The organism is Fibrobacter sp. UWB11, assembly GCF_900143015.1.
In the GTDB taxonomy this organism is placed as follows: Bacteria; Fibrobacterota; Fibrobacteria; order Fibrobacterales; family Fibrobacteraceae; genus Fibrobacter.
This window is the reverse complement of sequence record NZ_FSRT01000001.1, coordinates 194,647-219,425: the sequence shown is the minus strand read 5'-3', so window position 1 is coordinate 219,425 and position 24,779 is coordinate 194,647. Positions and strand designations below refer to the sequence as shown.

21 protein-coding genes are annotated in these 24,779 nt (G+C 44.8%); 12 read left to right on the top strand and 9 right to left on the bottom strand.

Annotated features, from left to right (window positions below):
* The first annotated feature begins 25 nt into the window (after nucleotides 1-25).
* The 3 genes from BUQ91_RS01055 to BUQ91_RS01045 all read left to right on the top strand — a co-directional run bounded on the left by BUQ91_RS01055 (nucleotide 26) and on the right by BUQ91_RS01045 (nucleotide 1,808).
* The gene (locus BUQ91_RS01055; protein ID WP_074207832.1) at nucleotides 26-832 is read left to right on the top strand and encodes a hypothetical protein; all 807 of its coding nucleotides are present in this window, start codon (nucleotides 26-28) and stop codon (nucleotides 830-832) included.
* Nucleotides 833-961: 129 nt separating this feature from the next.
* Nucleotides 962-1,390, top strand: a complete 429-nt coding sequence (locus tag BUQ91_RS01050; protein ID WP_139299665.1) for a flotillin-like FloA family protein — start codon at nucleotides 962-964, stop codon at nucleotides 1,388-1,390.
* A 58-nt stretch (nucleotides 1,391-1,448) separates the two neighbouring features.
* Entirely contained in the window at nucleotides 1,449-1,808 is a 360-nt protein-coding gene (locus BUQ91_RS01045) for a hypothetical protein (RefSeq protein ID WP_074207830.1), read from the top strand.
* Between the two features lie 133 nt (nucleotides 1,809-1,941).
* Here BUQ91_RS01045 and ettA read toward each other — a convergent pair whose 3' ends face one another.
* The gene (ettA, locus tag BUQ91_RS01040; protein ID WP_074207829.1) at nucleotides 1,942-3,636 is read right to left on the bottom strand and encodes an energy-dependent translational throttle protein EttA; all 1,695 of its coding nucleotides are present in this window, start codon (nucleotides 3,634-3,636) and stop codon (nucleotides 1,942-1,944) included.
* Between the two features lie 429 nt (nucleotides 3,637-4,065).
* Between ettA and BUQ91_RS01035 the strand changes: the two genes are divergently transcribed.
* From BUQ91_RS01035 to recQ, 3 genes are read left to right on the top strand one after another with little or no spacing between them, the layout of a single operon-like run.
* The gene (locus tag BUQ91_RS01035; protein WP_074207828.1) at nucleotides 4,066-5,391 is read left to right on the top strand and encodes a DUF262 domain-containing protein; all 1,326 of its coding nucleotides are present in this window, start codon (nucleotides 4,066-4,068) and stop codon (nucleotides 5,389-5,391) included.
* Nucleotides 5,384-7,294 (top strand): DUF262 domain-containing protein, encoded by a 1,911-nt coding sequence (locus BUQ91_RS01030; protein WP_074207827.1) that lies wholly within the window; start codon nucleotides 5,384-5,386, stop codon nucleotides 7,292-7,294. Before BUQ91_RS01035 ends, BUQ91_RS01030 begins: the two co-directional genes overlap by 8 nt.
* Nucleotides 7,294-9,138 carry a DNA helicase RecQ gene (recQ, locus tag BUQ91_RS01025; RefSeq protein ID WP_074207826.1) on the top strand — a complete coding sequence of 615 codons (1,845 nt, stop codon included), beginning with the start codon at nucleotides 7,294-7,296 and terminating at the stop codon, nucleotides 9,136-9,138. The genes BUQ91_RS01030 and recQ overlap by 1 nt, the downstream gene beginning before the upstream one ends.
* 53 nt (nucleotides 9,139-9,191) lie before the next feature.
* On the opposite strand, the gene BUQ91_RS01020 is transcribed toward recQ, so the two are convergent.
* From BUQ91_RS01020 to BUQ91_RS01005, 4 genes are all read right to left on the bottom strand, one after another.
* Complete coding sequence (locus BUQ91_RS01020; RefSeq protein ID WP_254842298.1) at nucleotides 9,192-10,082, bottom strand: IS3 family transposase; 891 nt, start codon at nucleotides 10,080-10,082, stop codon at nucleotides 9,192-9,194.
* Entirely contained in the window at nucleotides 10,013-10,537 is a 525-nt protein-coding gene (locus BUQ91_RS01015; RefSeq protein ID WP_074207824.1) for a helix-turn-helix domain-containing protein, read from the bottom strand. The genes BUQ91_RS01020 and BUQ91_RS01015 overlap by 70 nt, the downstream gene beginning before the upstream one ends.
* Nucleotides 10,538-10,764: 227 nt before the next feature.
* Nucleotides 10,765-11,280, bottom strand: a complete 516-nt coding sequence (locus BUQ91_RS01010) for an OmpH/Skp family outer membrane protein (RefSeq protein ID WP_072827583.1) — start codon at nucleotides 11,278-11,280, stop codon at nucleotides 10,765-10,767.
* A gap of 18 nt (nucleotides 11,281-11,298) precedes the next feature.
* On the bottom strand, nucleotides 11,299-13,995 hold the full coding sequence (locus tag BUQ91_RS01005) for a BamA/OMP85 family outer membrane protein (RefSeq protein WP_254794327.1): 2,697 nt from the start codon (nucleotides 13,993-13,995) through the stop codon (nucleotides 11,299-11,301).
* Between the two features lie 415 nt (nucleotides 13,996-14,410).
* Between BUQ91_RS01005 and BUQ91_RS01000 the strand changes: the two genes are divergently transcribed.
* Nucleotides 14,411-15,748: a phenylacetate--CoA ligase family protein gene (locus BUQ91_RS01000; RefSeq protein ID WP_072827585.1), complete on the top strand. Its 1,338-nt coding sequence runs from the start codon at nucleotides 14,411-14,413 to the stop codon at nucleotides 15,746-15,748.
* A gap of 20 nt (nucleotides 15,749-15,768) precedes the next feature.
* On the top strand, nucleotides 15,769-16,194 hold the full coding sequence (locus tag BUQ91_RS00995; RefSeq protein ID WP_072827586.1) for an ACT domain-containing protein: 426 nt from the start codon (nucleotides 15,769-15,771) through the stop codon (nucleotides 16,192-16,194).
* Nucleotides 16,195-16,360: 166 nt separating this feature from the next.
* Here the strand turns inward: BUQ91_RS00995 and BUQ91_RS00990 are convergent, their stop codons facing one another.
* Nucleotides 16,361-19,504: a CotH kinase family protein gene (locus BUQ91_RS00990; RefSeq protein WP_254842196.1), complete on the bottom strand. Its 3,144-nt coding sequence runs from the start codon at nucleotides 19,502-19,504 to the stop codon at nucleotides 16,361-16,363.
* 201 nt (nucleotides 19,505-19,705) lie between these two features.
* Here BUQ91_RS00990 and BUQ91_RS00985 point away from each other — a divergent pair, with 201 nt between their 5' ends.
* Nucleotides 19,706-21,124 carry a chloride channel protein gene (locus BUQ91_RS00985; protein ID WP_083601103.1) on the top strand — a complete coding sequence of 473 codons (1,419 nt, stop codon included), beginning with the start codon at nucleotides 19,706-19,708 and terminating at the stop codon, nucleotides 21,122-21,124.
* A gap of 56 nt (nucleotides 21,125-21,180) precedes the next feature.
* Here BUQ91_RS00985 and BUQ91_RS00980 read toward each other — a convergent pair whose 3' ends face one another.
* Together BUQ91_RS00980 and BUQ91_RS00975 are read right to left on the bottom strand one after the other, a co-directional pair.
* Complete coding sequence (locus BUQ91_RS00980) at nucleotides 21,181-21,516, bottom strand: CopG family antitoxin (protein ID WP_074207823.1); 336 nt, start codon at nucleotides 21,514-21,516, stop codon at nucleotides 21,181-21,183.
* Nucleotides 21,482-21,724: a hypothetical protein gene (locus tag BUQ91_RS00975; protein ID WP_074207822.1), complete on the bottom strand. Its 243-nt coding sequence runs from the start codon at nucleotides 21,722-21,724 to the stop codon at nucleotides 21,482-21,484. The genes BUQ91_RS00980 and BUQ91_RS00975 overlap by 35 nt, the downstream gene beginning before the upstream one ends.
* Before the next feature lie 446 nt (nucleotides 21,725-22,170).
* Here BUQ91_RS00975 and BUQ91_RS00970 point away from each other — a divergent pair, with 446 nt between their 5' ends.
* From BUQ91_RS00970 to BUQ91_RS00960, 3 genes are all read left to right on the top strand, one after another.
* The gene (locus BUQ91_RS00970; RefSeq protein WP_074207821.1) at nucleotides 22,171-22,482 is read left to right on the top strand and encodes a YjeF N-terminal domain-containing protein; all 312 of its coding nucleotides are present in this window, start codon (nucleotides 22,171-22,173) and stop codon (nucleotides 22,480-22,482) included.
* A gap of 238 nt (nucleotides 22,483-22,720) precedes the next feature.
* Complete coding sequence (locus BUQ91_RS00965; protein ID WP_074207820.1) at nucleotides 22,721-22,903, top strand: hypothetical protein; 183 nt, start codon at nucleotides 22,721-22,723, stop codon at nucleotides 22,901-22,903.
* The gene (locus tag BUQ91_RS00960) at nucleotides 22,870-23,400 is read left to right on the top strand and encodes a hypothetical protein (protein WP_139299663.1); all 531 of its coding nucleotides are present in this window, start codon (nucleotides 22,870-22,872) and stop codon (nucleotides 23,398-23,400) included. The genes BUQ91_RS00965 and BUQ91_RS00960 overlap by 34 nt, the downstream gene beginning before the upstream one ends.
* Here the strand turns inward: BUQ91_RS00960 and BUQ91_RS00955 are convergent.
* Nucleotides 23,397-24,779 carry an McrC family protein gene (locus BUQ91_RS00955; protein ID WP_074207818.1) on the bottom strand — a complete coding sequence of 461 codons (1,383 nt, stop codon included), beginning with the start codon at nucleotides 24,777-24,779 and terminating at the stop codon, nucleotides 23,397-23,399. The genes BUQ91_RS00960 and BUQ91_RS00955 overlap by 4 nt on opposite strands.

The window sequence follows — 24,779 nt, the reverse complement described above, 5'->3', positions numbered from 1 at the left end:
AGCCATTTAAGAACCGAGGATAAGCATGATTGCAATTTTGTGTATTATAAATTTTCTTTGGGGACTGGCGTTCTTCCCGATATTCAACATCCTAAAAAAATGGGTTGAAAGCACAAAATCTCTACCGTTTGGGGCTATAATCAATTTTTTAAGTGATCTGCTGATGAGGCTGATAATGGTTTGCGGATTATGGTTCCCATTATTGCTAATAATCTTTTTTAAGGATCTCAACCACGGAAACAATGCCTTATGGAGTGCGCTGGCCTTTTTTGGAGGGCTAGTGGCTTATGCATTCCTAAAACGCAACGCAATTAAATCGTATGTCCGAGATGTTCACCAACGAGAAAGCACTCTCAACACTCCTAGCGAGCAAGCCATAGAAATTATCGAGAAGGACTGGCGCTGCAGAAAATGCGGAACACCCCATAAATACCCTTACGAAAGAAATTCGCCAATGTACGGCAGCCCGTTATTCATCTGCCCCAAATGCGGAATGGAACAGATTGTTTACGGACGCTTGGAACCCGCGTTGAATCGAAGTTTTGGTAATTGGAATGTAGGGCGTATTTCTATGAAAGTAAATGTTGTTTCGTTTGTTATTTCGGTGGCGTTGCTGATACTGATTTTAAATATTCCATATTCATCTCGCAATTTTTTCTGCATCCTGCTTGGTTTTACAACAACGATTTTCGTGTCAAGCGTAATAGTAACGATTGAGAGTTTGCTGAAGAAAAAGCCTGACTTTATCAAAAAGTCTGAAGAACGCTTGCAGAACAAGGATTACGTAACACTGTTACGCAAACACGGCTACGAAGTTCCCCGTAATTTCTAAATGATTATAAATGATGAGAGAGTCACCTTCAGCCATTTCGTTCGCCACAGCCAACATTGAGCTGATTCTTGTTTGCTATTCCACATAAAAAAGTATATTAAAGAAGTAACTTCATATCGGAAAAAAATTGTGGAAGTTCAATTCATCAACAAAGTCGTTTTTATCGCAATCGCCATTATCATATCCATCATCAGCATGGGTCTTTTACAAGTATTCTTCCAATGGGTCAGGGCATTGCATTCCAACGTAAATGTGAGTTATTTTAAACTTGTAGGCATGCGGTTACACAAAGTTCCAATACAGAAAATCATTGATGCTCACGTTCTCAGCCGCCGTGAAGACATCCCTATCGAATTAGACCTTCTTGAAGCGCATTACCTCGCCGGAGGCAACGTACTCCACACTATTCAGACAGTCATCGATGCAAACAAGGCAAACGTTAAGCTCGACTTCAAAGAAGCCGCGGCACTCGATCTTGCCGGAGACAAAATGCATGAGGTAGCAAAGAACATCGCAAAAAGACAAGTCCTTGAACGGCATCATTTAATCCAAAAATAATTTCCATCCGCAGCAGCAAATAAACTTTATAGTTTTTCATTAAATTTTTAACAAAATTATGAATAAGACTATTTTTCCATTTATTCTATTTACAACCACATTTGCATTTGCAAACAATGCAAATCTTGGTACAGCTATGGCAAATGCGGCAACAGACCAAACGATAAAAATGGTTCCTCTTTTTTTGCTAGCCATAGGCATCGCTACATTTTTCACTCTTGTTCAGAAAAATCCACAAAAAGCAGCCCTTGGTTGTGGAGGATTTTTCGCAATCGCCTTTGTCTTGGGTGCTATCAATTTGTTTCTTGAATTCATTGCAAATCATGCATTCTTGTTTATACTTTTAGCACTAACACTTATCGTTGTTTGCCTAGTTGTATATATGATTTATACACCACCTAGTCCCAAAAACAAATGACAAGCATGATAAATCTTTTAGCAACCCCATCGTAAAAAAAGCAAAAAGCAGGACTTCAATCCTGCTTTTTTTGCACAACCGTTCAACTCTACCGCCTACTGTCTACTTCCTACTGAGGCGATAAGGCAAAGCCTTATTGCCTCGTGAGAGTCTTGTACTTGATCGGCTTCGGATTGTCAGCGTCTTCGCCGAGGCGCTTGCGGCGATCGGCTTCGTATTCGCTCCAGTTGCCTTCGAACCACACGACCTTCGAATCGCCTTCGTAAGCGAGGATGTGGGTTGCGATACGGTCGAGGAACCAGCGGTCATGCGAGATAATCACGGCGCAACCTGCGAACTTAAGGATAGCCTGTTCGAGAGCCTGCAATGTTTCGATGTCCAAGTCGTTCGTCGGTTCGTCAAGGAACAAGAGGTTGCCCGGTTTCTGCAAGTTCTTTGCCATAAGCACGCGGTTGCGTTCACCACCAGAGAGCTGCGAGAGCTTCTTCTGCTGAGCTGCACCCGTGAAGTTAAAGAGACCGCAGTAAGCACGGCCATTCATCTTGCGGTCGCCCACCAAGATTTCGTCGATGCCGCCCGTGATAGATTCCCAAACCGTCTTGGAATCGTCCAGGCTTTCGCGGCCCTGTTCCATGCTGATGATTTCGACAGTTTCGCCAATCTTAAGCGTACCGCCATCCGGCTTTTCCTGGCCCATGATCATCTTGAACAAAGTCGTCTTACCGGCACCGTTCGGACCGATAATGCCCACGATACCCGAGCGCGGCAAGCTGAAGTTCAAATCGTCGAAGAGCACCTTGTCGCCAAAGGCCTTCTGCAAATGTTCCGCCTGAATGACGACATCGCCCAAGCGCTTGCCGTTTGCAATGTGGATCTGAGCCACCTTGATCTGTTCCTTGGAATCTTCGGCCAAGAGTTCTTCGTATGCCTTGAGACGAGCCTTACTCTTTGCCTGGCGAGCCTTCGGACTCTGCTTGACCCATTCCTGTTCACGAGCGAGGCGCTTCTGACGGTCAGATTCACCCTTCTCTTCGTTCTTCATGCGTTCAAGCTTCTGGTCAAGCCACTGGGCGTAATTGCCTTCCCAAGGAATGCCGCGACCGCGGTCAATTTCCAAAATCCAGTTCGTTACGTTGTCAAGGAAGTAACGGTCATGCGTCACGAGAATCACGGAGCCCTTGTATTCGCGGAGGTGGCGTTCAAGCCATGCAACCGTTTCAGCATCCAAGTGGTTCGTCGGTTCGTCCAAGAGCAACAAATCCGGTTCTTCAAGGAGCAAGCGGCAGAGAGCCACACGGCGTTTTTCACCGCCGGATAGGTTCGTCACCGGCCAATCGCCCGGCGGGCAACGGAGAGCGTCCATTGCAATTTCAATGCTGCGGTCAAGGCTCCACAAGTCCTGAGCGTCGATGATGTCCTGAAGCTTAGCCTGTTCGTCGAGGAGCTTGTTCATCTCGTCGTCTTCCATCGGTTCAGCAAACTTCATGGAAATTTCGTTGAAGCGGTCGAGCACGGCCTGCTTTTTCGCAACGGCCTGCATCACGTTTTCCTTGACAGTCAAGTTCGGGTCCAGCTGCGGTTCCTGCGGCAAGTAACCAGCAGTGCGGCCCGGTTCAATCCAAGCTTCGCCTTGGAATTCCTTGTCGATACCCGCCATGATGCGGAGGAGCGTCGACTTACCGGCACCGTTCTGGCCGATAATACCAATCTTTGCGCCATAGTAGAAGCTCAAAGAAATGTCCTTCAGCACCTCTTTGTTAGGCGGATAGGACTTGGTCATTTTGTACATGTAGAAAACGAATTTTTCTGCTTTGTTTTGTTCGGCCATATTTTACTCTCTTCGCTTCGAGGACGCGCGGACCTTCGGTCCATTGAGGTATAAGGTTAAAAGTTTTTCAGGACGAAGTCATCCTGAACGAATGTGAAGGATCCTGTTATTTTTCCTTTTTTTCGTTGTGTTCAATATAGAAATATCTGCAAACAGATTGCCTTAAGTATTACAGTTTCGCGGGGGGAACCCTCATAGACGGGCTTACGGAGGCGCAAAAATCCGCAACATCTTGCAAATTTTCATTAATTAATCACGCCAGATTATACATTTTAACACAAAAACTGCAATATACTGTGAAAATGAGGCTGCCCTAAGAGGACCTGGCTGAGATAGAGCCAAAGCGCTAGGGCTATAGAAGATTTTTTGCATTTTGAAATTTTATGACAGCAACATGATGTATATTTGGGAAAAAATGGATTTTTAATAATGAGTACTGAGCCCAAAATAGTATCTATCGGTGACTTGTTGACAGTTCCCTTGAGCCTTCCAGATTATCAACGTCCCTATACATGGAACGCCAAATCAGCATCTACCTTATATTGGGATGTTTTTGAAGCATATAGTAATTCATTGGACGAATACCGCATCGGATCCGTGATTCTTTGCTATAACGGGAAAACCAAATCTTATGATATTGTCGATGGTCAACAACGTTTAACAACAATATCATTACTGCTCTATTGTTTGGATAAAAATTCATCGACGGCCTTATTGAAACAAAAATATGGCAAAGCGTCAAAAAAGGCTGTATCGCAAAATTTCAGCACATTGTCCCAATTGTGCGAAAACCTGGATACCGAAAGGAAATCCGGCCTAAAAGAATACCTAATAAATCATTGTTCAATCGTTAAGATAATCGTTGAAAACGAGCAGGAGGCATTCCAATTCTTTGATTCACAAAATTCAAGAGGAAAAGAATTAGCTCCTCATGATTTATTAAAATCCTATCACCTGAGAGAAATGAACGATGATAGCGTCGCTGAGAAAACATCGCTTATAAATCGGTGGGAAGACACTAACCAAGACGAACTAGCATCTTTCTTCAAGGATGTATTATATCCACTTGTACGATGGTTTAGGGGTAAGGACGGTCTCGGTTATTCTTCAAAAAAAATCAGTTTCTTTAAAGGAATAAAAAAGAGCAACGTTTACAATTTTTCCGTCTATCACAAGTCGGCAAATCTATATATAGAACAGATAAATCAAAATAATGTCTACGAAGTTCTATCCGAGAAAAAGATTAGTCAGTTTCAATTGACTCAGCCACTTATTGCAGGAAAAAGATTCTTTTTCTACACACTTCATTATTACGAATTGTATAAAAAGCTTGATAAAATGGTTGAAAAAAAATTTCCCGATTTAACAGATGGAGGTCGTGGAGATCAACTCGTAAGAAACCTATTCATCAATGTATTGTTGTTTTTTGTAGATAGATTCGGTGAGAAAGAATTATCAGAAGCCGTATATCGGTATTTATTCTCATGGGTTTATATGCTCCGTATTTCGTTATATAGCGTGTATGAAGAATCCATTAACAAATACGCGTTGGGCTATCATAACATTAACTATGGTTTGAATCTATTTTCTTTAATAAATCAAATGAATCAACCCAAGGAATTATTTGAAAATGCTCTATCAAAACCAGATGCATCCAAATTGAAAAAAATATCGAAAAAGACATACGAGAATCGTTCAAAACGATACATTGAAAACTGGGAAAAATATTCTGGCATGGGGATTAAAAATGTCTAGTCGAGAAAAAGAAAATACAATTGAACAACCCAAAATGATGAGCGTTAACGATGTATTTAACAATGTTGAATATGTGGTTCCAATTTATCAAAGAAATTATGCTTGGGGAAAAGATCAAATAGATCGATTAATCCAAGATATCAGGGATGTATTACCGGATGCCGAATCATACTATTTAGGAAGCCTTATCGTGAATCAATCCGGTCCAAACCGCTATGAGGTGATTGACGGACAACAGCGATTAACCACACTTTATTTGATGTCTTTATATTTAGACAAGCAACTTAAAGAAAAAAATATTTCTTGTCGAATATCAGTTCCTGAAGGGACCCTAACATTTGAAGCTCGTGAAAAATCAAATGATACATTTAAACGAATAAAAAACGGATCAGACGAAAAAGAATGGTCTTCAGAAGAATTAATTAACGGATTTAAAATCATTGAAGATTTCTTTAAATCAAATTTTAAGGAAAACGAAGATTACATAGACTTTGTAGAAAAGCTCAAAAAGGTTAAAATAGTCCGAGTTCAAGTTCCCAAAGGAATCGATTTAAACCACTATTTTGAAATAATGAACACTAGAGGTGAGCAACTAGAACCTCACGAAATTGCAAAAGCAAGAATCATCAGCGTTATAAATAAGAATCAAAAAGAAATCGCTGCTAAAATTTGGGATGCATGCGCTCTAATGGAATCGTATGTACAGATGAATTTTGATACGGAATCCCGAAAGAATCTTTTTGGCGAAAATTGGAAAGAATTACTTTGCGACTCATTCGATAGCGCTACAGAATTACTCACCAAAGAAAATATACAGAATAATTCGAAAAAAATTGATAATGAAGAAAATGATCCACCTTTTTTCATTTTAAGTGATTTTTTGCAAGCCAACGCTCCTCTTAAAGACGAAAAAAAGAAGACAGAAAGAGAAGAACAAGAACGATTTGAATCAATCATTTCATTCCCAAACTTTTTATTGCAAGTTAATTCTGCAATTTCTAATAGCGGCGAGGAAGGGCTAGACGACAAGCACTTCCTTAAGATTCTTGAGCACAATTGGGCTTCTGAAAAAGAGGCCAAGCATTTCATCTTTATGATGTTGAAGTGTCGCTATTTATTCGACAAATACATTATTAAGCGAGAATACTACAAGGACTATCAAGAAGAAGGAAGATGGATGTTGCAAGGGATAAAGTCTTATAAAGACGAATCCCGAAACAACGCCTTAAAGCCGCAGTATTACGGCACATATAATGGAGATTTCGCCGATAAAGAAACAGCAGACACTGATGCAACCCGAAAAATCCGCACTTTAGAGGCGTGTTTAAGGATTACATACACATCTCCGAAAATGATGCATTGGATAACAATCACATTGCGGAATTTATTGGACAATGAGAATTCAAATTTAGTAGATATTCTTGAAAAATATTGTCGAGAAAAAGTTCGTGATAGTAATTATCAAATTGCAAAAGGATTCCAAATTGAACGAATCGTATTTACCTTTTTGGATTACTTGCTTTGGCGAGATTGCTATTCGATAGATGGTCAAAAAGTTGATATTCCCAGCAATTACCAATATCAGTACAGAACCTCAATAGAACATTTTTTCCCACAGCACCCCGCTGAAATGGCGAAATGGGAAGATAATGATTTGAATTCCTTTGGAAATCTGGCCTTAATAACAACATCAGGCAATTCTAGATTTTCAAATATCGATCCTATTGGAAAAATAAAGAGCTATAACAGTATTATTAAGCAAAGTCCTAAATTAATGGTAATGGAACAAATGACCAAAAAGAATAATGAATGGACTATCGATTTGGCCCAAAAGCATAACCAAGAAATGTTAAGCCTATTAGAAAAAGAAATCGCCCGAAGCACTTCGCCTATTTCAAAATAATGCCCACCGCTCACGAAATTCTAAAATCCGTCTTTGGCTACGATTCCTTCCGCCCCATGCAGGAAGAGATTATCAACCACGTTGTCGCACGCAACGACGCTCTGGTTTTAATGCCCACTGGTGGCGGAAAGTCCATTTGCTACCAGATTCCTGCATTGATTTTCGATGGAATTACTGTCGTTATTTCGCCGTTGATTTCACTGATGAAAGACCAGGTGGACGCGCTGAATGCGAACGGCATCGGAGCAGATGCGCTCAACAGCAACAACGAAGAAGGCGAAAATGCGGCCATCCGACAGCGTTGTAAAGCGGGCCAGACCAAGATTCTCTACATCTCGCCGGAGCGTTTGCAACGAGAAATTCCGTGGATGCAACAGCACTTGAATGTTTCGCTGTTCGCTATCGACGAGGCGCATTGCATTTCGCAATGGGGGCACGATTTCCGCCCGGAATACACGCAGCTCGGCGAGCTGCACCAGGCGTTCCCGAGCGCAACAGTCATGGCGTTGACGGCAACAGCAGACAAACTCACAAAAGAAGATATTGTCCGGCAGTTGAACTTGCGAGATTTTAGACTTTTCGTGAGTTCGTTCGACCGCCCGAATCTGAGTCTCGATGTACGGCGCGGTTATTCCTCAGCCGAAAAGCTGAAGGCGATTTTGTCCATTATTTCAAAGCACAAGCACGAATCGGGAATCATCTACTGCCTTTCGCGTAAGAGCACCGAGAAAGTCGCCGACGAGCTCATCAACGCAGGCGTTTACGCAAAGGCATACCATGCGGGGCTAACCGCCGAAGAACGCAACAACGTGCAAGAGGATTTCATCAATGACAACGTCGATGTCGTGTGCGCGACAATCGCATTCGGCATGGGCATCGACAAGAGCAACGTCCGTTACGTCATCCATTACAATCTCCCCAAGAGCATCGAGAGTTTTTATCAAGAAATCGGGCGCGCGGGCCGTGACGGCCTCCCCTCCGAGACGGTGCTGTTCTACAATTTCCAGGACATCATCACACTCCGCAAATTTGTAAACGAAAGCGGCCAACGAGATATCAACTCCGAAAAGCTCGACCGCATGCAGGAATACGCCGAATCGCAAGTTTGCCGTCGTCGCATTCTGCTAAACTACTTCGGCGAAAACAACAATAGCAACTGCGGGAATTGCGACATTTGCAAGCACCCGCCACAGCGTTTCAACGGCACGATTCTCGTGCAAAAAGCGCTCTCGGCCATCAAACGTACCGGCGAGCATATCGGCTTTTCAATGACCGCCGACATTCTCAAGGGTACTCTCAGCGACGAAATCGTCCAAAAGGGTTACGACAAGCTCAAGACATTCGGTGTGGGGGCCAAGACAACGCTCAAGCACTGGCACGATTACATGCTACAGATGTTGCAACTCGGCTACATCGAAATCGCCTACAACGAAAACAACCACCTTAAAATTACCGAAAGCGGTAACGAAGTTCTCTTCGGGAAAAAGACGGCGGAACTTGCCATCGCAGCAAAAGCAGAAGCAAAAGAAGACGCAAAACCAAGAAGCAGTCGCGGCGCATTTTCGCGCGCATCTGCCAGCAACAAGCGCGCAACATTTACGAGCTCAGACTCCGACGAAAACAATTCCCTGTTCGAAGCTCTGCGAAAAGTCCGTAGGCAAATCGCCGAAGAAAACAACTGGCCCGCCTACGTTGTACTTTCCGACCGTACGCTAAAAGACCTCGCCTACAAGGCGCCCATTTCCATAAACGAACTGCAAGATGTATTTGGCTTTGGCGAAATGAAAATCCGAAAATTCGGGCAGCAATTTGTAGACGCCATCTGCGATTACATGAGACAATAAAAAAATTCCCGCAGTTTTCTTGAACTAACCCCAAAAAGTTGGACAGTTTAAAGTTAGGATAAAACTGCGTTATGAGTCCGGTATTGTACTGGGCTCATTCCTTTTAGGCGCAGTTTTATCCGGTCGTTGTTATAATACTCGATGTACTTTCTCAGTTCCCGTTTGAAGTGATCCATATCATTGAATGTATTTGGATAGAGCAGTTCCGATTTCATTATCCCGAAAAAGTTTTCCATAACGGCGTTGTCTAGGCAGTTGCCCTTGTGACTCATGCTTTGGACGATTTCGTGGTCTCGTAATGATTTCTGGTAACTTGCATGCTGGTAGTGCCACCCCTGATCAGAGTGCAGTACCAGTCCGCTCTTTGTACGACTCTTGGCGAAGGCCTTTGTCAGCATGTCCATGACCATCTTCAAGTCGGGACGGTCCGATATGGTGTAGCTGATGATTTCGCCATTGTACATATCGAGTATCGGCGAGAGGTAGCACTTGCTAGCGCCTATGTTTATCTGTGTCACATCGGTAGTCCATTTCTGGTTTGGCCCAGTTGTGGTGAAGTTGCGGTTCAGTATGTTCGGTGCGATCTTGCCGATTTCACCCTTGTAAGATCGATACTTGCAGCGCCTGCGGACGTTCTTCAGGTTTTCTTCCTTCATGATTCTGTAAACCGTCTTGTGGTTGATTAAGTACCCTTCGTTCCTCACCTGCGTACTGATGCGCTTGCATCCGTATCGGCCGCGATGTTCTGCGTGCAAGGCCTTGATCCGCTTACGTTCAATTGCATAGCGGTCCGGTTTTTTGCGGAGATTGTAGTAGTATGTGGAGCGGGGCAGACCGCTTGCCTTCAGGAGATGTTTTAGGGCGTGCTCGCAGCTTAATTCTCTGACGACATTGGCCCTATACCGAACATCTCGGCATTTTCTTCCTGGTCTAGGGCCTGCAATTTTTTTAAGTACGCGTTCTCCGCCTTCAGGTATGCGACCTCTTCCCTTAAACGTTCAACTTCGCTCGGTTCCTTACGGCGTTTCTTTGGCTTCGACATCTTCGGCGCCCTCCCTTTGGGCTTTGTTGCAAGAAGTTCTTCATAGCCGCCATGACGGAATTTTTTCAGCCAGGTTTGAAAACAACTGCGGCTTATTCCGTATTTGACAGTGATTTCATCCAAAGATAGCGATTGTTGTTCAGCGGCTAATATGACAGACCTTTTTAATTCCGCACTTGGGCGAATATTCGTTTTCCTTTCCGTGTTCCAGAAACCAGTCATCTCGTATTGCCTACATCGATGTTGAAGTTCTCGCCTGTCTATGCCCGTCATTCTTGAGATGGCAATAGTGCTATACCCTTCTTGGAACATTTCCAAGACTCTTACCCATTCTTCTTTTGTGTGTTTCTTATACATGAAAACCCCGAAAGTTGTGTTCAACTTTCGGGGTTCACATCATCTTAACTGCGGGATGTTCTTTTTCAAAACTTAACTAGATCCTTCGACTTCGGCGCATCGCGCCTCCGCTCAGGATGACAAGGCAAAAGCAGCCAAACTAAGAGATTGCTTCGCGGAGTTTATCCCGGACTTTGTTCCGGGGCCCGCAATGACGTGAAAGGCGAACGCAACGACGTTTCCAACAACTATCTATTATTCAAATAGTTCAGCACTTTATTCGTAAGATCGTTTTCTTTTTTCCAGAAAAGCACGGCACCGGTAGCGCGGTCTACAACCATGTCATAGCCTTCCTGGAGTGCAATTTCGTTCACAGCCTTGCGGATAAGCTGGATAATCGGAGCGCTCACCTTTTCGTTTTCGGTGATAAGTTCGCCGTTACGTCCGTAGACGCGGTCGATGAACGACTTGAGTTCCGTATCCTTCTTGTTGTATTCGGCTTCAAGTTCGCGCTTCTTTTCATCAGAAAGCATCAAGACCTGTTTGTCCAAACGTTCCTTGATAGCAGCTAGTTCCTTCTGCAAAAGGTTGGCCTGCTGCTCCCACTTTGCCACTTGACGGTCGTATTCTTCTTGAGCCTTCTTGGTGCCCTTGTATCCGTCAAAGATAATCTTTGAATCCACATGAGCAATGCGAAGACCGTCTTCGGCAAAGCTTGCACATGCAAACACAACCGAAAGTAAAACTATCAACTTACGAATCATAGCGCTCCTCCAGCCAGGTTAGAAAGCCTGACCAATGACAAAGTTGAATTCCATATCGCCCACCTTGCCGTACTGCGTACCCGTGTTATAAATTTCACCCGGGTCAAGCGGCCAAGCAAAGTCGAAACCGATAATACCGAGCATCGGCACCACAACGCGGAAACCAAAGCCAATATCCTTCTTGAGTTTCGTCGGATCCCATTCACTGAGCGGGTTCTTCTTCGGCTTATCGATTCTCTGGTCCGTATCAATGCGATCACCGAACACGTTACCGGCATCAAAGAAGAACGGCAAGAGGTAGAAAGTCTGCGGCACAAGGGCAAGCTGAAGTTCAGCACCAACGTACTGGTAGCTGCGGCCCAAACGGCTGTTACCGATAGAACCTGAGCTATAACCACGGAGCATACCGTCGTAGCCAAGCACACCACCCATTCTATACAAGGTGCGATGTTGCAGCTTGTCGCCAAAGATTACGCCGTATTCGTTTGTAAGGGCAATCGACAGGCGGTCGCGGAAGAGCGGGAACCACCACTTGATAGAGAGGTCGGCCTTTATGAATTCAAAGTCACTACCAAAGTACTTGTTGGCCCACTGCACGTCAAGCACGTAGCGAGAACCTTCAGTCGGGAACTGCGGCAAGTTCTTGTCGTCACGCTGGATGCGGAAGTTGAACGCAGATTCCTTACCCGTATAGACCACATAGCTATTGGGGATATTCGGACCCTGATCGTTCATGAGCCAGCCGTAACCAATCTGGCCGTAGAAGTAGTCATCCGGCCACTTGAGGCGCTTACCCACGAAGATGTTACCACCATAACGAGTAATGTCATGGTCGTCATAGTCTTCCATATTCCACCAAGAATAGCTGAGGCTTGCACCAAGCGTAATCGGCTTGTCGAGGAACCACGGTTCCGTAAAGCTAAGCGTTGCGCTCTTTTTGTCGGCACCATATTCAAGGTTAAGGGCTGCCTGCTGGCCATCGCCCATACAGCAGTTCGGGATGGAAATACTTGCCGTACCGACAAAGCCATCGCTTTCGCTATAAGAAACGCCCAAGCTGAACTGACCCGTACCGGCCTGCTTTTCCTGAACAGCAAAGTCCAAATCCACTTCCTGTTCGCCAACGACCTTGATGTCGGGAACGACCATGTCAAAGTAGTTGAGTTGCATGATATCGCGGAAGCTACGTTCCAAAGCCGACTGGCGGTAAGTATCGCCCGGATACAAACGCACTTCGCGGCGAATCACCTTTTCGTTTGTCTTGGTATTGCCACGCACATGAACCTTATGGATCTGGGCCGGCAAACCTTCATTCATCTTATAGGTGAGGTTCACGACAGAATCGTTTTCGAACGTTCTTTCTTCGTCGAACTGAGCAAAGAGGTAACCGTCTTCGCGGTAGGAGTCAAGCAAGGCCTTGCGGGAAGCTTCGTAAAGGTACTGGTCAAACACGGCACCGCTATCCAAACGGAACACGTAGCCAAGCATAGCATCGCTCTGGACTTCGTTACCTGTAAAGTGGAGACCGCCCATGTAATAGCGACGACCTTCGGTCACGTCGATATGCACAAGAATATCGCTAGAAGTCTTGATGTTATCGTACTTGTTGAGTGCCGGAATCATGTCTTCGAGCATGTAGCGCACAAGGAGCTTGCTTTCGTAAGCGGAACGCTTCTTGATGTTCAGGAGGGAATCAATCTTCGGGTTATTCCACTTCTGGTTTTTCACCAAGCCAAGCCATTCATTACGCGCCGATTCGTAGCGGATAATGTCGTTCAGAATCTTCCAGGCACCTTCTTCGTCCTTGACCTGCGACAAACGCCTTGCAAGCGGATACTTGTCGCTAGCCTTGCGCATGTTCCTATAATAGTGCGTTACTTCCATCGTCGGCTTGCCGGCAATCTTGTAAAGCGCGCTCGACGAATCAGCCAAGGCTTCGTTCAACTGCGAGTAGAGCGGAGCGAGGCGTTCCCCAACCGGCACCATGCGTCCAAGGTAGAACAAGCACGTAGAATCCGGGAGGTACTCTGCATGGTAATCGTTCAGTTCTGCATCCAAGAAACCGAAATGGCGGAATACGTTCAGCACGGTATCGCGGTCGGCTTCAAAGATGTTTTCTTTAAATTCGCCACCGCCCCACCATTGGTTTTCCTTCGAGAGCATGTGTTCCGTGATTTCTTCGACCGGCACATGGTCATTGCCCTTCACTTCGACACCACGGATACGTACCTTGGAGCCTTCGCGAATGACAAAAGTCACCTTGTTCTGGTATTCATCAATCGGTTCTTCGCGGATACCCACTTCTGCAAGGAGGAATCCTTCCGAGCGGTAATGTTCAAGCAAAGCCTGGCGCGTACGTTCCAATTGAGCCTTGCTGTATACCTGCCCCGGAATCATGTGAATTTTCAGACGGAGGTCGTCTTCGGAAACTTCATCGCAACCATCCAAAATAGCCGTATCAAGAGCCGGGAGCTCCTTGACCTTGAACACTAAGTCCACATAGGAATCGTCTTCGTTAACGTAGTCCACCCATGCAGTCACATCGTCAAACAAACCGGAAGCATAAAGCGTGCTCACCGAGTTCTGGACCTTTTCAGAAAGCGTAGACGGAGAAAAACTCTGCCCCGTACGGATTCCAATACGCCCAAGAACCGAGCGTTCATCCATGTGATGAGTACCTTCAACATGAATCTTGTTGATCTTATTCTCAACCATATATTTGTCGGAAATCTGCGACATGTCCAACAATTGGGCATTCGACATACCGACCAAAGCAAGAACAAATAAAAGCGAACGAGAACGCAGAATAGACCTACCTATAAAAGCAGTTTATTTAAATTTTCTGCCCAAAAATACAAAAATTACACTCCCCCGCCCACACGAGATTTTTAAAAAGGGCCAAACGACCGACGATTAAACGACAATGTTGGAATAAGAGTTATTTCGTCCCGGTTTTTACACTTTTTGAAAGTGTTACGTTATGGACTATAAGCATCCATATATATGGATAAAAACAAGCCGTGTATTTTATGCAAAGAAAAAGAAACGCACCTTATTGAAACACGCTGCATGAGCATTATATATATTTAAGGCGAAAATTTTTAACCTACACCCTCTATTGAAGGATACTATGCGATCTACAGCTTGGAACGACGAAGAAAACAAAGTCTTGCCCGAAATGGCTCTTGACTTTATGCCCGAAGAAAAATTGCGCGAATTGCAGTTGCAGCGTCTGCGCGCAACCGTGAAACTCGCCTACGAAAAGGTTCCGCTGTTCCACGAACGCATGGTCGAAAAGGGAGTCAAGCCCGAAGACATCAAGACATTGAAGGATATCGTAAAGATTCCGTTCTCCATGAAGAAGGACCTTCGCGACACTTATCCGTATGGCCTTTTCGCAGTCGACATGAGCGAAGTCGTGCGCCTGCATGCAAGCTCCGGCACCACCGGTAAGCCGATTGTCGTCGGCTACACCAAGGAAGACATGGAAGTCTGGGCTCAGGTCGTGAAGCGCGGCCTCCTCGCTTGTGGTTTCCGCAGTACAGACATTGTACAGAACTTCTACGGCTATGGCCTCTTTACGGGCGGCCTTGGCATTCACGGCGGTTTCGAAGCCCTCGGTGCAACAGTCGTGCCGATTAGCGGCGGCAATACCGAACGCCAGGTGATGCTCATGAAGGACTTCGGCGTTACGGCCGTGGGCGGCACCCCGAGTTATTTTGTCCGCATCATCGACGTTGCCGAAAAGATGGGCGTCGACATTTCCAAGCTCAATGTGAAGCGCGGCATCTTCGGTGCAGAACCGTGGAGCGATGGTATGCGCGACTACATCGAAGAAAAGACGGGCATCAAGGCTTACGACATTTACGGCCTTTCTGAAATTGTCGGCCCGGGTGTGGGTTGCGAATGCGAATGCCGCGACGGCATCCACATTTTCGAAGACCACTTCTACCCCGAAATCGTGGATCCGGAAACGCTTGAACCGCTTCCGGACGGCGAGGAAGGCGAACTCGTCATCAGCACGCTCAGCAAGCGCGCTATGCCGATCCTCCGCTACCGCACCCGCGACATCACAGCTATTGAAAAGACCAAGTGCGCCTGCGGCCGTACCATCCGCCGTATCCGCCGCATCGGCCGCCGCAGCGACGACATGATCATCATGCGTGGCGTGAACGTGTTCCCGAGCCAGATCGAAACGGCCCTCCTCCGCGCCGAAAAGGCCTTGCCGCATTACCAGATTGTGCTCGATACCAAGAACAACATGGATACGCTCGAAGTCAAGGTCGAAGTTTCTCGCGACATGGTGAGCGACTCCATGAGCGATATGGAACAGCTCTCCAAGAAGTTCAAGCATTCCATCGAACAGATTCTCGGCATTTCTGTGATTGTCACGCTCTGCGAACCGGATTCCTTGCCGCGTAGCGAAGGCAAGGCCAAGCGCGTTATCGATAACAGAAAGAAGATTTAAGAAGAAGAAAGGAGAAAAAAATGAAGATACCACAGGTTTCAGTTTTTGTCCAGAACCGTCCGGGTCGTCTCCAGGCAGTTTGCCGTTCGCTCGCCGACGCAGGCATCAACCTTCTCTCGCTCACGCTCGCCGACTCCGGTGAATTCGGCCTTATCCGCCTGATTGTGAACGAAGCAGAAAAGGCTGTTGATGTTCTTGCCAAGGCAGGCCTCAGCGCAACCGTTACCGACGTTGTCGCATGCCCTGTTGCAGACAAGGTAGGCGGCCTTGCCGACCTTCTCGATGTTCTTGGCGATTTGCAGATTGACTACATGTATGCATATCCGTCTGAATGTGCAACAGCAACGAACATCATGATTCTACGCTTTAGCGATACCGAAAAAGCGCTCAAGGTCTTGGCAGAAAAGAACTTCAAGACTCTCAGCACACAAGAAATGCTCGGATAAGCGATTTCGTCGCGGGAGGATTGCCCGCAACACGTCATACTTTGTGGCTACGCCACGAAATATCCAGTAAATCAAAAAACAGCTAAACGGAATAACCGTTTAGCCGTTTTTGTTTTCAGACAAAATGCCCGGCGATAAGCCGGGCATATTCAATCGTCAATCAATTTTATCTAAACACAGCGCTCAGCGATGTCACTTCGCCTGGGTTCACCTTGCGGGTCACATCGGTCACGCCATCGCTCCAGCCGGTGAACACGCCACCAGAAGATGCTTGAGCCGTAAGCGTTACAGGTACGCCCGTGTAGAACGTCAACTTCATCGAAGACTGATCCAATGCGAGGCCGTCCACGAGAATTGTTCCCGAGCCCTGCGAGGCAAGAGTCATTTCGACAGGCGAGCCCAGCGAGAAGTACGTTACCATCTGCTCACGAACCGTAGCCTGACGCGACTGAGCGAAACTCTTTATAGTCTGCAAATTGTTGCTCATCGAAGATGCGTTATAGCTCCAGAATTGCTGATCACGAGCCATTTCGGATTCCACCTGAGACTGCAAATCGTTAATGCGCTTGAGGAGTCTTTCAGCAGAGAAGTTCATCGAGAGGAGCACGCTAAAGCGGTTGATAAATGCATTCTTGAAGTTTGCATTTTCAAGCAAGCGACTGATAAGAATTGTATGTTCCGAAATACCGCCGTTTGCTGCAGCCATTTGCGGTTGCTGGCCACCAAAGCCACCGCCCCAGTTGCCACCACCCATGCCCGGGAAATCGCCGCCCATACCAGGGAAGTTCATGCCACCCATGCCCTGCGTACCGCTAGCGTTTGTCACATAGCTGAACACGTTGCCATTCTGGGTATTGTAAGACACGCCAAAGCCAAAGTCCACATCGTACATGAACCATTTCCACTTGGTCTTCTGGCTTGCGACACGCCACTTTTTCAAGTTGTTATGCGGCCAGTCACTGTTATTCAGGAACATTTCGGCCTGCATATAGTTCATGAAGTTATCAACGTCAACCTGGTCTGCAATCTTTTTATAGTTCGCATCAGATGTCAAGCTATTACTTTGCAGCCAATCAATCATAGCCTTGTAATCAGCGGCAGAACCTGCAGCAGCTTCATTGGTGCCACTCGACGTGGTAGCGACAAGGTCTATATCGTTCGGGTCATAGCCGTACTTGGTTTCGTAATAGTATTCATTGTTGCGTTCGCGCATGTCATGGATGCCATAATACTTGCCATTGTAATACACGATAACATAACGGCCACGCTGGTAATCCACACCGAGACCTTCCGTCATCGAAGTGCCCAAGCGATCGCGCAAATAATCGTCACCGCTGTTGTTACCGAAGTTTCTGAACGAGATAGCCTTGAACTTCTTGAGTTCCGGATAATCCGGGAACAAGGTGTATTTCAGGCGTTTGTCGCCATATTCTTCGCGCAAGGTAATTGCAAACGACTTCTTTTCTTTTGCACGGCTATACTGCCCTGTAATCTTGTAATCGCCCTTGATGCCAAACGCAGGCGTTTTCGGCTTACCCGGTTCAAACATCTCGATATACACAGGGAGTTCACGGTTGCTCCAGAAATTTGCACCCTTCTTCGGGTCCATCATTGCAGCACCATTACCCGTCATGTAAAGGCCAGAATCAGGGCTGAACATCGAAAGCGGATCAGTCGTCACAAAGATTGTAGCAAGCGACGGTTGCTGTTCAAAAACATACGTACGATTGATTTCTTCGCTCGGGTAAGAGCCCGTGGCATAAGTACGGCAACGCAAAACTGTTGTAGCGTTAATCGACAACGTTGTCTGTACCACCGGAGAATTTGCAGTCGGTTCTGCACCGCCCTGTTCGCAACGCGTGCCTGCTGGGAACGTAGCCGTCACTGCAGAAGAATAGAATCCAGAAGGTGGAATATTTACTTCGGCCACTTGCACTTGTTCTGCATAAACTTCGCCAAGCGTATTGCCATAAGGCGACGGCAAAGCAAAGCCCCACTTACCTGCGCCATCACGAGACCAAGAAGCATTCGTCGGAACAGCACCAAAGCGCACAGAATCAAGAATTGCATTTTCGGCATTCACAAAGTACAACGAGCCTCCATCCTTATCAATCTTGAACGACGCATGCGGTTCGTGTCCACGGTTGCGAGCAACCACCGATGTAATCTGAATAGTTGTTGATTCGCTGCCCTGGGTTTCAGTGGCAAAAGTCATTGCCGATATTTTATTGCGATTCAAGTCCTTTGCATTGTCGTCTAAACGAACGTAATACACCGACGACAAATCGCCCGTACCGCGAAGATTCTTGCCAGTCCAATTGCTGAGTTCTTCGCCTTCTTTAAAGTTCACGCGAATCTTGTGATTCTTGGTGATGAATCCGCGAACAACAATCTGATTGGCCTTGCTGAGTTTCGATGCATTATTAGACTTGACCACAACGCGGGAATAAGAACCGCCCTGAGCCACCTTCATTACGGCACCAATTTGCTGAGCTCCGCCTTCGCTAAAGCAAAGAGATGACTTGCCTTGAAGATTTTGAACATTGTTGCCAGAAGTATTTCCGCCAGTACCAGGATTTCCACCAGGATTGCCTCCCATGCCAGGCATACCACCGCCCCAATCACCGCCCATTCCCGGGAAGTTGAAGCCACCCGTGCTACCAGCAGCAGATTCAGAACTGCAATCAGACCCCATCAAGTTAAGTGAATCCGACGGCAAAACGTAATCAGCATAATCCTTGCCCGAAAGGAACACAATCATGTAACTCTTGGCCGGGACCGTTACGTTTCCAAAAACCCAGCGACGCGAATTTGTCAAATCATCCGTAAGAGAAAAGCCCTTCAAACTTACAGGAGCATCTGACGAGTTGTAAAATTCAACCCATCCCGGATCGTTACCGTCATTGTCCTTGAAGTTTGCATTCGTCGGTGAAATCTCAGAGAGAAAAACTGGGCTGTTGCCCTGGTATTGAGGAATCACCTCTTGAACGCTAGAACTCTGCGGAAGCGCAAAAGAGCTCGAAGAGCCAACAATCACGTTGCCCGAAGAAGTCGGAATCACAGGAGACGATCCCGAAGAACCAACAGGAATTCCTGCAGAACTTCCTGGAATTACCACCGAAGACAATCCCGGCAAATATCCAGCCGACGAGCTAGAAAATCCTGCTTGATAGCCTACATTAGAATCGGAGCTGACTTCACCATTGCCAGGTCCCATCGGGCTAAAATTAGTATCGTTCGAGTCACCGCAAGCGGAGAACATCAAACCAAAACCGATCCCACAAAGCGCTGCTTTCGAAAAATGATTCATTTCGATTCCCTTATATTTTTAGCGATACACCACAAGCCAACCCTTTGCTTAATTATACATTGAAGAGCAAAGCAAGTCATTCTTTTTTTGGATACGCGTTGTAAAAGAATTGAGCATTTGACAACACAGAAAAAAGCGGGACAAGACGTTCCATTTTACTATTTTTGTCGTGAAAAAATTTTAACAAAAGCAGGATTTTACATGAATTTCAGCGACTTCAGCAAGGCGAGTCAACAGTTCAATCAGTTCAGTCCCGAGATGAAAGAACAGATGATGAAGATGGCAAAGGCTCGTATTAAAGAAAAAATTACAAAGTGGCTTGCGACCCCGACATTTGTGGTGATTGGAATCACACTCGGAGCAATCATCGGTGCGCTCACCGCATGCTTCGGAGACATCAGCGACAGGCTTTCTGCAATCCGCGATGCAAACCCGCTGTACTTCATTCCCGCACTCGCTCTCGGCGGAGCAGCAATTGCATTTGCGTACAAGAAATGGGGACGTTGGACAGAACGCGGCATGGACCAAGTTTTCGCCGTTGGACTCAACAAAGAATCCGACTTTCCATTGGTAGCAATCCCGATGGCCGCAGTGAGCACTTGGCTTACGCAACTCTTCGGCGGAAGCGCAGGTCGTGAAGGGGCCGCTATGCAAATCGGCTCCGCACTTTCGTACAACATAAGTAAGAAATTACCATTTGAAAATTCAGCGCATATCATGCTCGTCACAGGACTTGCCGCAGGCTTCGCCGGAATTTTCCAGACACCCATGGCAGCAACCGCATTCGCCTTGGAAGTCTTGCTCGTCGGACATATGGAACTTACGGCCTTGTTGCCCGCTGCAGCCGCAGCATTTACCGCATGCAAAGTTTCGAGCATGCTCGGATTCCACAAGTTCAGCGTTGACTTGAATTCGCTCCTTGATGCAAGCGGATTCTCGGCAAGCGTATTCACAAACGAAGGAACGCTCGACGGAAAGTTCATTGTGAAGCTCGCGCTGATGGGAGTGCTCTTCGGAATTGTCGGCGGCGGATTTGCAAAGCTGCTTGGACTCTCGCAAGATTTCTTCGCGAAAAAATTTTCCAATAGCATTAAGAGAATTGCAATTATGGGTGTGGGTTTAAGTGCACTTTTACTCGTATTCTTCCAGGGACGTTACGCCGGACTTGGAACAAACTTGTTGGACATGTGTTTTGGAATTGCCGGAAATGCAGACTTGATTGGGGATGCCGCGAATGTTGTAGGAACTGCCGCCGGGAATGCTACGGGGAGTGCCGCCGGGATTGCCGGATATGACTGGATTCTGAAATTTGCACTCACAATCCTCACGCTCTCCGCCGGATTTATCGGCGGTGTCGTCACCCCGCTTTTCGCCATCGGCGCTACGTTTGGCGTATTCATTGCAAGTATGTTCGGAATGCCAGCCGCCCTCGCCGCAGCCCTCGGCTTTGCCGCCGTTTTTGCAAGCGCAAGCAACACACTCTGGGCGCCCATCCTCATCGCCGGTGAAATCTTCGGATTCAATTGCCTCCCCGCATTTTTCATCGTCTGCACAGTCGCCTATATCTGCAACGGCGGGCAATCGATTTATAAGCAGAAAAAGATTAGGATTAAGATTTAAAGAGAAGCCTATGCAAAAGCGCCCCGCCTAAGCGGGGCATTTTTTATGGGGAATTTTTAGGCCAAAGCCGCATTGTCCAATAAAACATTCACATAAGTCTGATACGGGATGCCTGCCTCGGCAGCCTTACGCTTAATAGCCTCTACAGTTTTCACCTTGAGCCTTATGGAATACATTTTCTTTTCTTCCTTGGATTCTGCAATCGCACGCTTAACTCGCGCTATGGATTCTTCAAGAGTTTCCGACTCATGGCCTCCGGTAATCGTCATCGAATTTTTCACACTGGTATCATTTTCCAGTTCCTCAATAACCGCCTTAGGATAAATATCCTTCACCAGCTTAAAGCCCTTGGGCAACTTAACCTTCTTTTGCATCTTGCACCTCGTCTTCATGAGCTCTCCTTATGGTGATTAAAGTTTTCAAATCGTCAGTTACAATTAATGTCCAAAATTGATTATCAACTTCAGCAGTAATTTTTGACACACCGTCTTTTTCTGTAGGACTCCATCTTAACCTTTTTTGCCGTAAAAATTTTCCAAGCATTTCTACGGTAAAATTCCTTTCAAGCATCCGCTCAAAAGCGTGTCTTGTAATATTCATTTATTACCTTCACTATTATAGAAAATGTATATACTATTGTCAATACATATTACAATACAACAAAGGACTCAGTTCCATTTGTTGCAACATTACTTTTTTGAGAAATTTTCTACTTCCCGCGTAGAAAATCGGATAATCTTGCAATGCTATTGGCGAGGGTTTTCCTCGGCATTACTAGGCACTTTTGCGAGTGCACATGAGTAGGTCGTGTTCCTACCAGCTATCCAACAACATCAACAAGAAGGTTGATGGGCCCCATCGCGGATGCACGTACGGACCATTAGGTCTATGCCGACTGTCACAGGGATTATCGAATTACAGGAGTAATATATATAAACGGGATAGCGACGTCAAGGAATATAACTTTCCACAAAAAACGTCCGCAGTTCAAGACCTTGATGCATAAAATACATGGATATAGATTTTAAGCAAAAAGGACACAAATTATGGAATTACCTGAAGACTTTATCGAGTCTATCAAAAATCAAAATGAACTTGTTGCCACGCAGCACGACCAAGCCGCAGCAATGCTTTATCGGTTAATGTTTCGCCATGAAAAAGACCTAAATATTTTAGATCATTACGCTGATACTATCTTTGACGGAATTTTTGGTTTTGGTGGTGACTTTGCCGAAGAAGACTATCGCAACTACATTCAATACATCAAATGCATAAATTCGAAGGAAGCTGAATGGTATCAAAAACAATTAGATGAGGAATTGAAAAAACAGGAAGACGATGTACTAGAAGATAATTAGATAACCTTGAAGTGGCTGGCGTTTTTTTTGATAGCCCTTAAAATTTTTTTCACTTTATTGGGTAGTGATTGGGTAGCGATTGGGTGGTTTTCAATTCCATTACAAGCATATTCTAACATCACCCCGAAACAGCTAAACTACTTAAAATACAACGACCAATTAACTTAAATAACGAATTAAGTCAAAAACATTATATATATTCATATAGCATTCAGCGTTGTCCAAAGAGGCTCGAAATATGATAAAAGATGAAAGTAAAGTTCTTGATTTGTATAAACATTTTGTAGCCACAAAGAAAAAAGATTGGGAATTTGGCAACAGCATCCTCTACAAAATGTGCAAAGAAAATCCTAAACACAACAATTCAAATATTGTTGTCGGAAAAATTTGGCTTATTGGCGAAGCTACGCTGCTGCAATAGAACGACGAAAAGATGGAAGAAAGACAGGAGACTTTTATTTTGATATAGTAGCTCCTGAAATGAAAAGGATAAGCAAAGAACTCGATAAAAAAATAGAAGAGTTGTCCCTGTCTGCATCAGAAAATTTTACCAATTTATTATACACACACAAATTTTTAACAAAGACATTCAACAAAATCTCTCATTTAGAAAAAAGGTCTTTAGCTTCAAAATACCTACATTTTCATTGTCCTGAAAAGGTTTTTATTTACGACAGCCGAGCAAGGGATGGAATTCATAAATTTGTTGAACGACCAGACAAAAGCATCCTAAACAATTTGCAACCTGATAAATTTGATAAGGAATATGGGGATTTCGTTTGCAGAGTTCTAGAATTAAAAACATTGCTTGAAGAAAATCTACAGATTACCTTATCTCCGCGTGATATAGATAATTTCTTATTATCTGACGCCATAAAGAATTACCATAAAGAAAATAAAGCAAAAAAGAAAATCTAAATCAATTTCAATTTTTCTTGCATTTTTTCTTCAGCATTCTTCATCGCCACACAAAATTCTTCAAACGAGCCTGAAGTTTTTGGCACAACAAAGGGAACTATCGTAAGCTTGACGGAATCATCATTATAGAGAGTCATATTTTTAGGCTCACATGCTTTGCAACATTCAACTGGATGAATCAAGAACCCTTGTTTCGATTTAAATCGAAATAAATAAGCAAGAATCTGAAAAACATCATCTCGATCAATTTTTTCATCAAGACGCTTGTACTTAGCATCAATTATAGCAGTCGCAGAATCAATCATTCCGTCTTTTACATTACCATCAATCAGGAAATCCGGATAAATCCTGCGGATTTTTTGACAACCATCATCCTTAAATAAATATTGAACACCAAATCCTGTTCGATTATTAGGATGAATCAAGCTATCTTTAAATTTATTCACAAGCACTGTATTCAAATATTCTTCCCACAAACACGCGCCATCAAATAATATTCCGTTTATTTGGCTAGTTGAATTCTCTCCGTAGCTCAATTTATTGTGCATCAAAATAGCAAGGCAAATTCTACGAAGAGGTTCATATGCCGTATAATAAGGATGTGTTATCGGGCGAAGATTTTTGGATATGACATACTGACGATCTTTTCTATTATAAGTCGGCGTTGCAAAATCAATAGCCCTTATATTGTCAGATGTTTTAGAAGAAACGTTCCCATCCAAAACAGACTTTCCACACGAAAGCAAACGAATGTATTCTATCGTATGACGTACCAATTGCGTTACATAGTTATCTGTAGTATATTCACGTGTGTGATAAGCAATTTTCCCATTGAACGGAATATTATAGCGAACATGCCGAGAAACATCTATGGGACCACGAACATTCGCATCATTATACACACGATTTACATACGCACGAAAGACGCCTTGTTTAAGAGCCTCATTTAAAAAATTGGGAAATAAATAATACAAGAAATCAAAAAAAGAATCATCTCCAGCATCCGTTTGTGGCGTATAAACAACATTGCATATTCTTTGCAACATATAATGCAAAAAATAATTTTTGTTACCAGAATCAAATCGTGATGTTATATTGACACGAATATCGTCATCAAGACAAACAAAGCCCATTATATTGCCGGTTGTAATTTTAGGCTTCGATAAATCTGAATAATCTACATCAAAAATAACATCACTACATTTCACATCTAATTCTTTCAAAAAAGGTGGATAAATAATGAATTTAAAATCCTTGTCTGCCAACGATTTTAGATTTTTGCCAGCAACACTATCCAAAGCCTTCCGAACACTATCGAAAGGCTTTCCTACTGAAAATTCCTGATTTAGCGTATTATCTTTTAACGAAATGAAATTCAC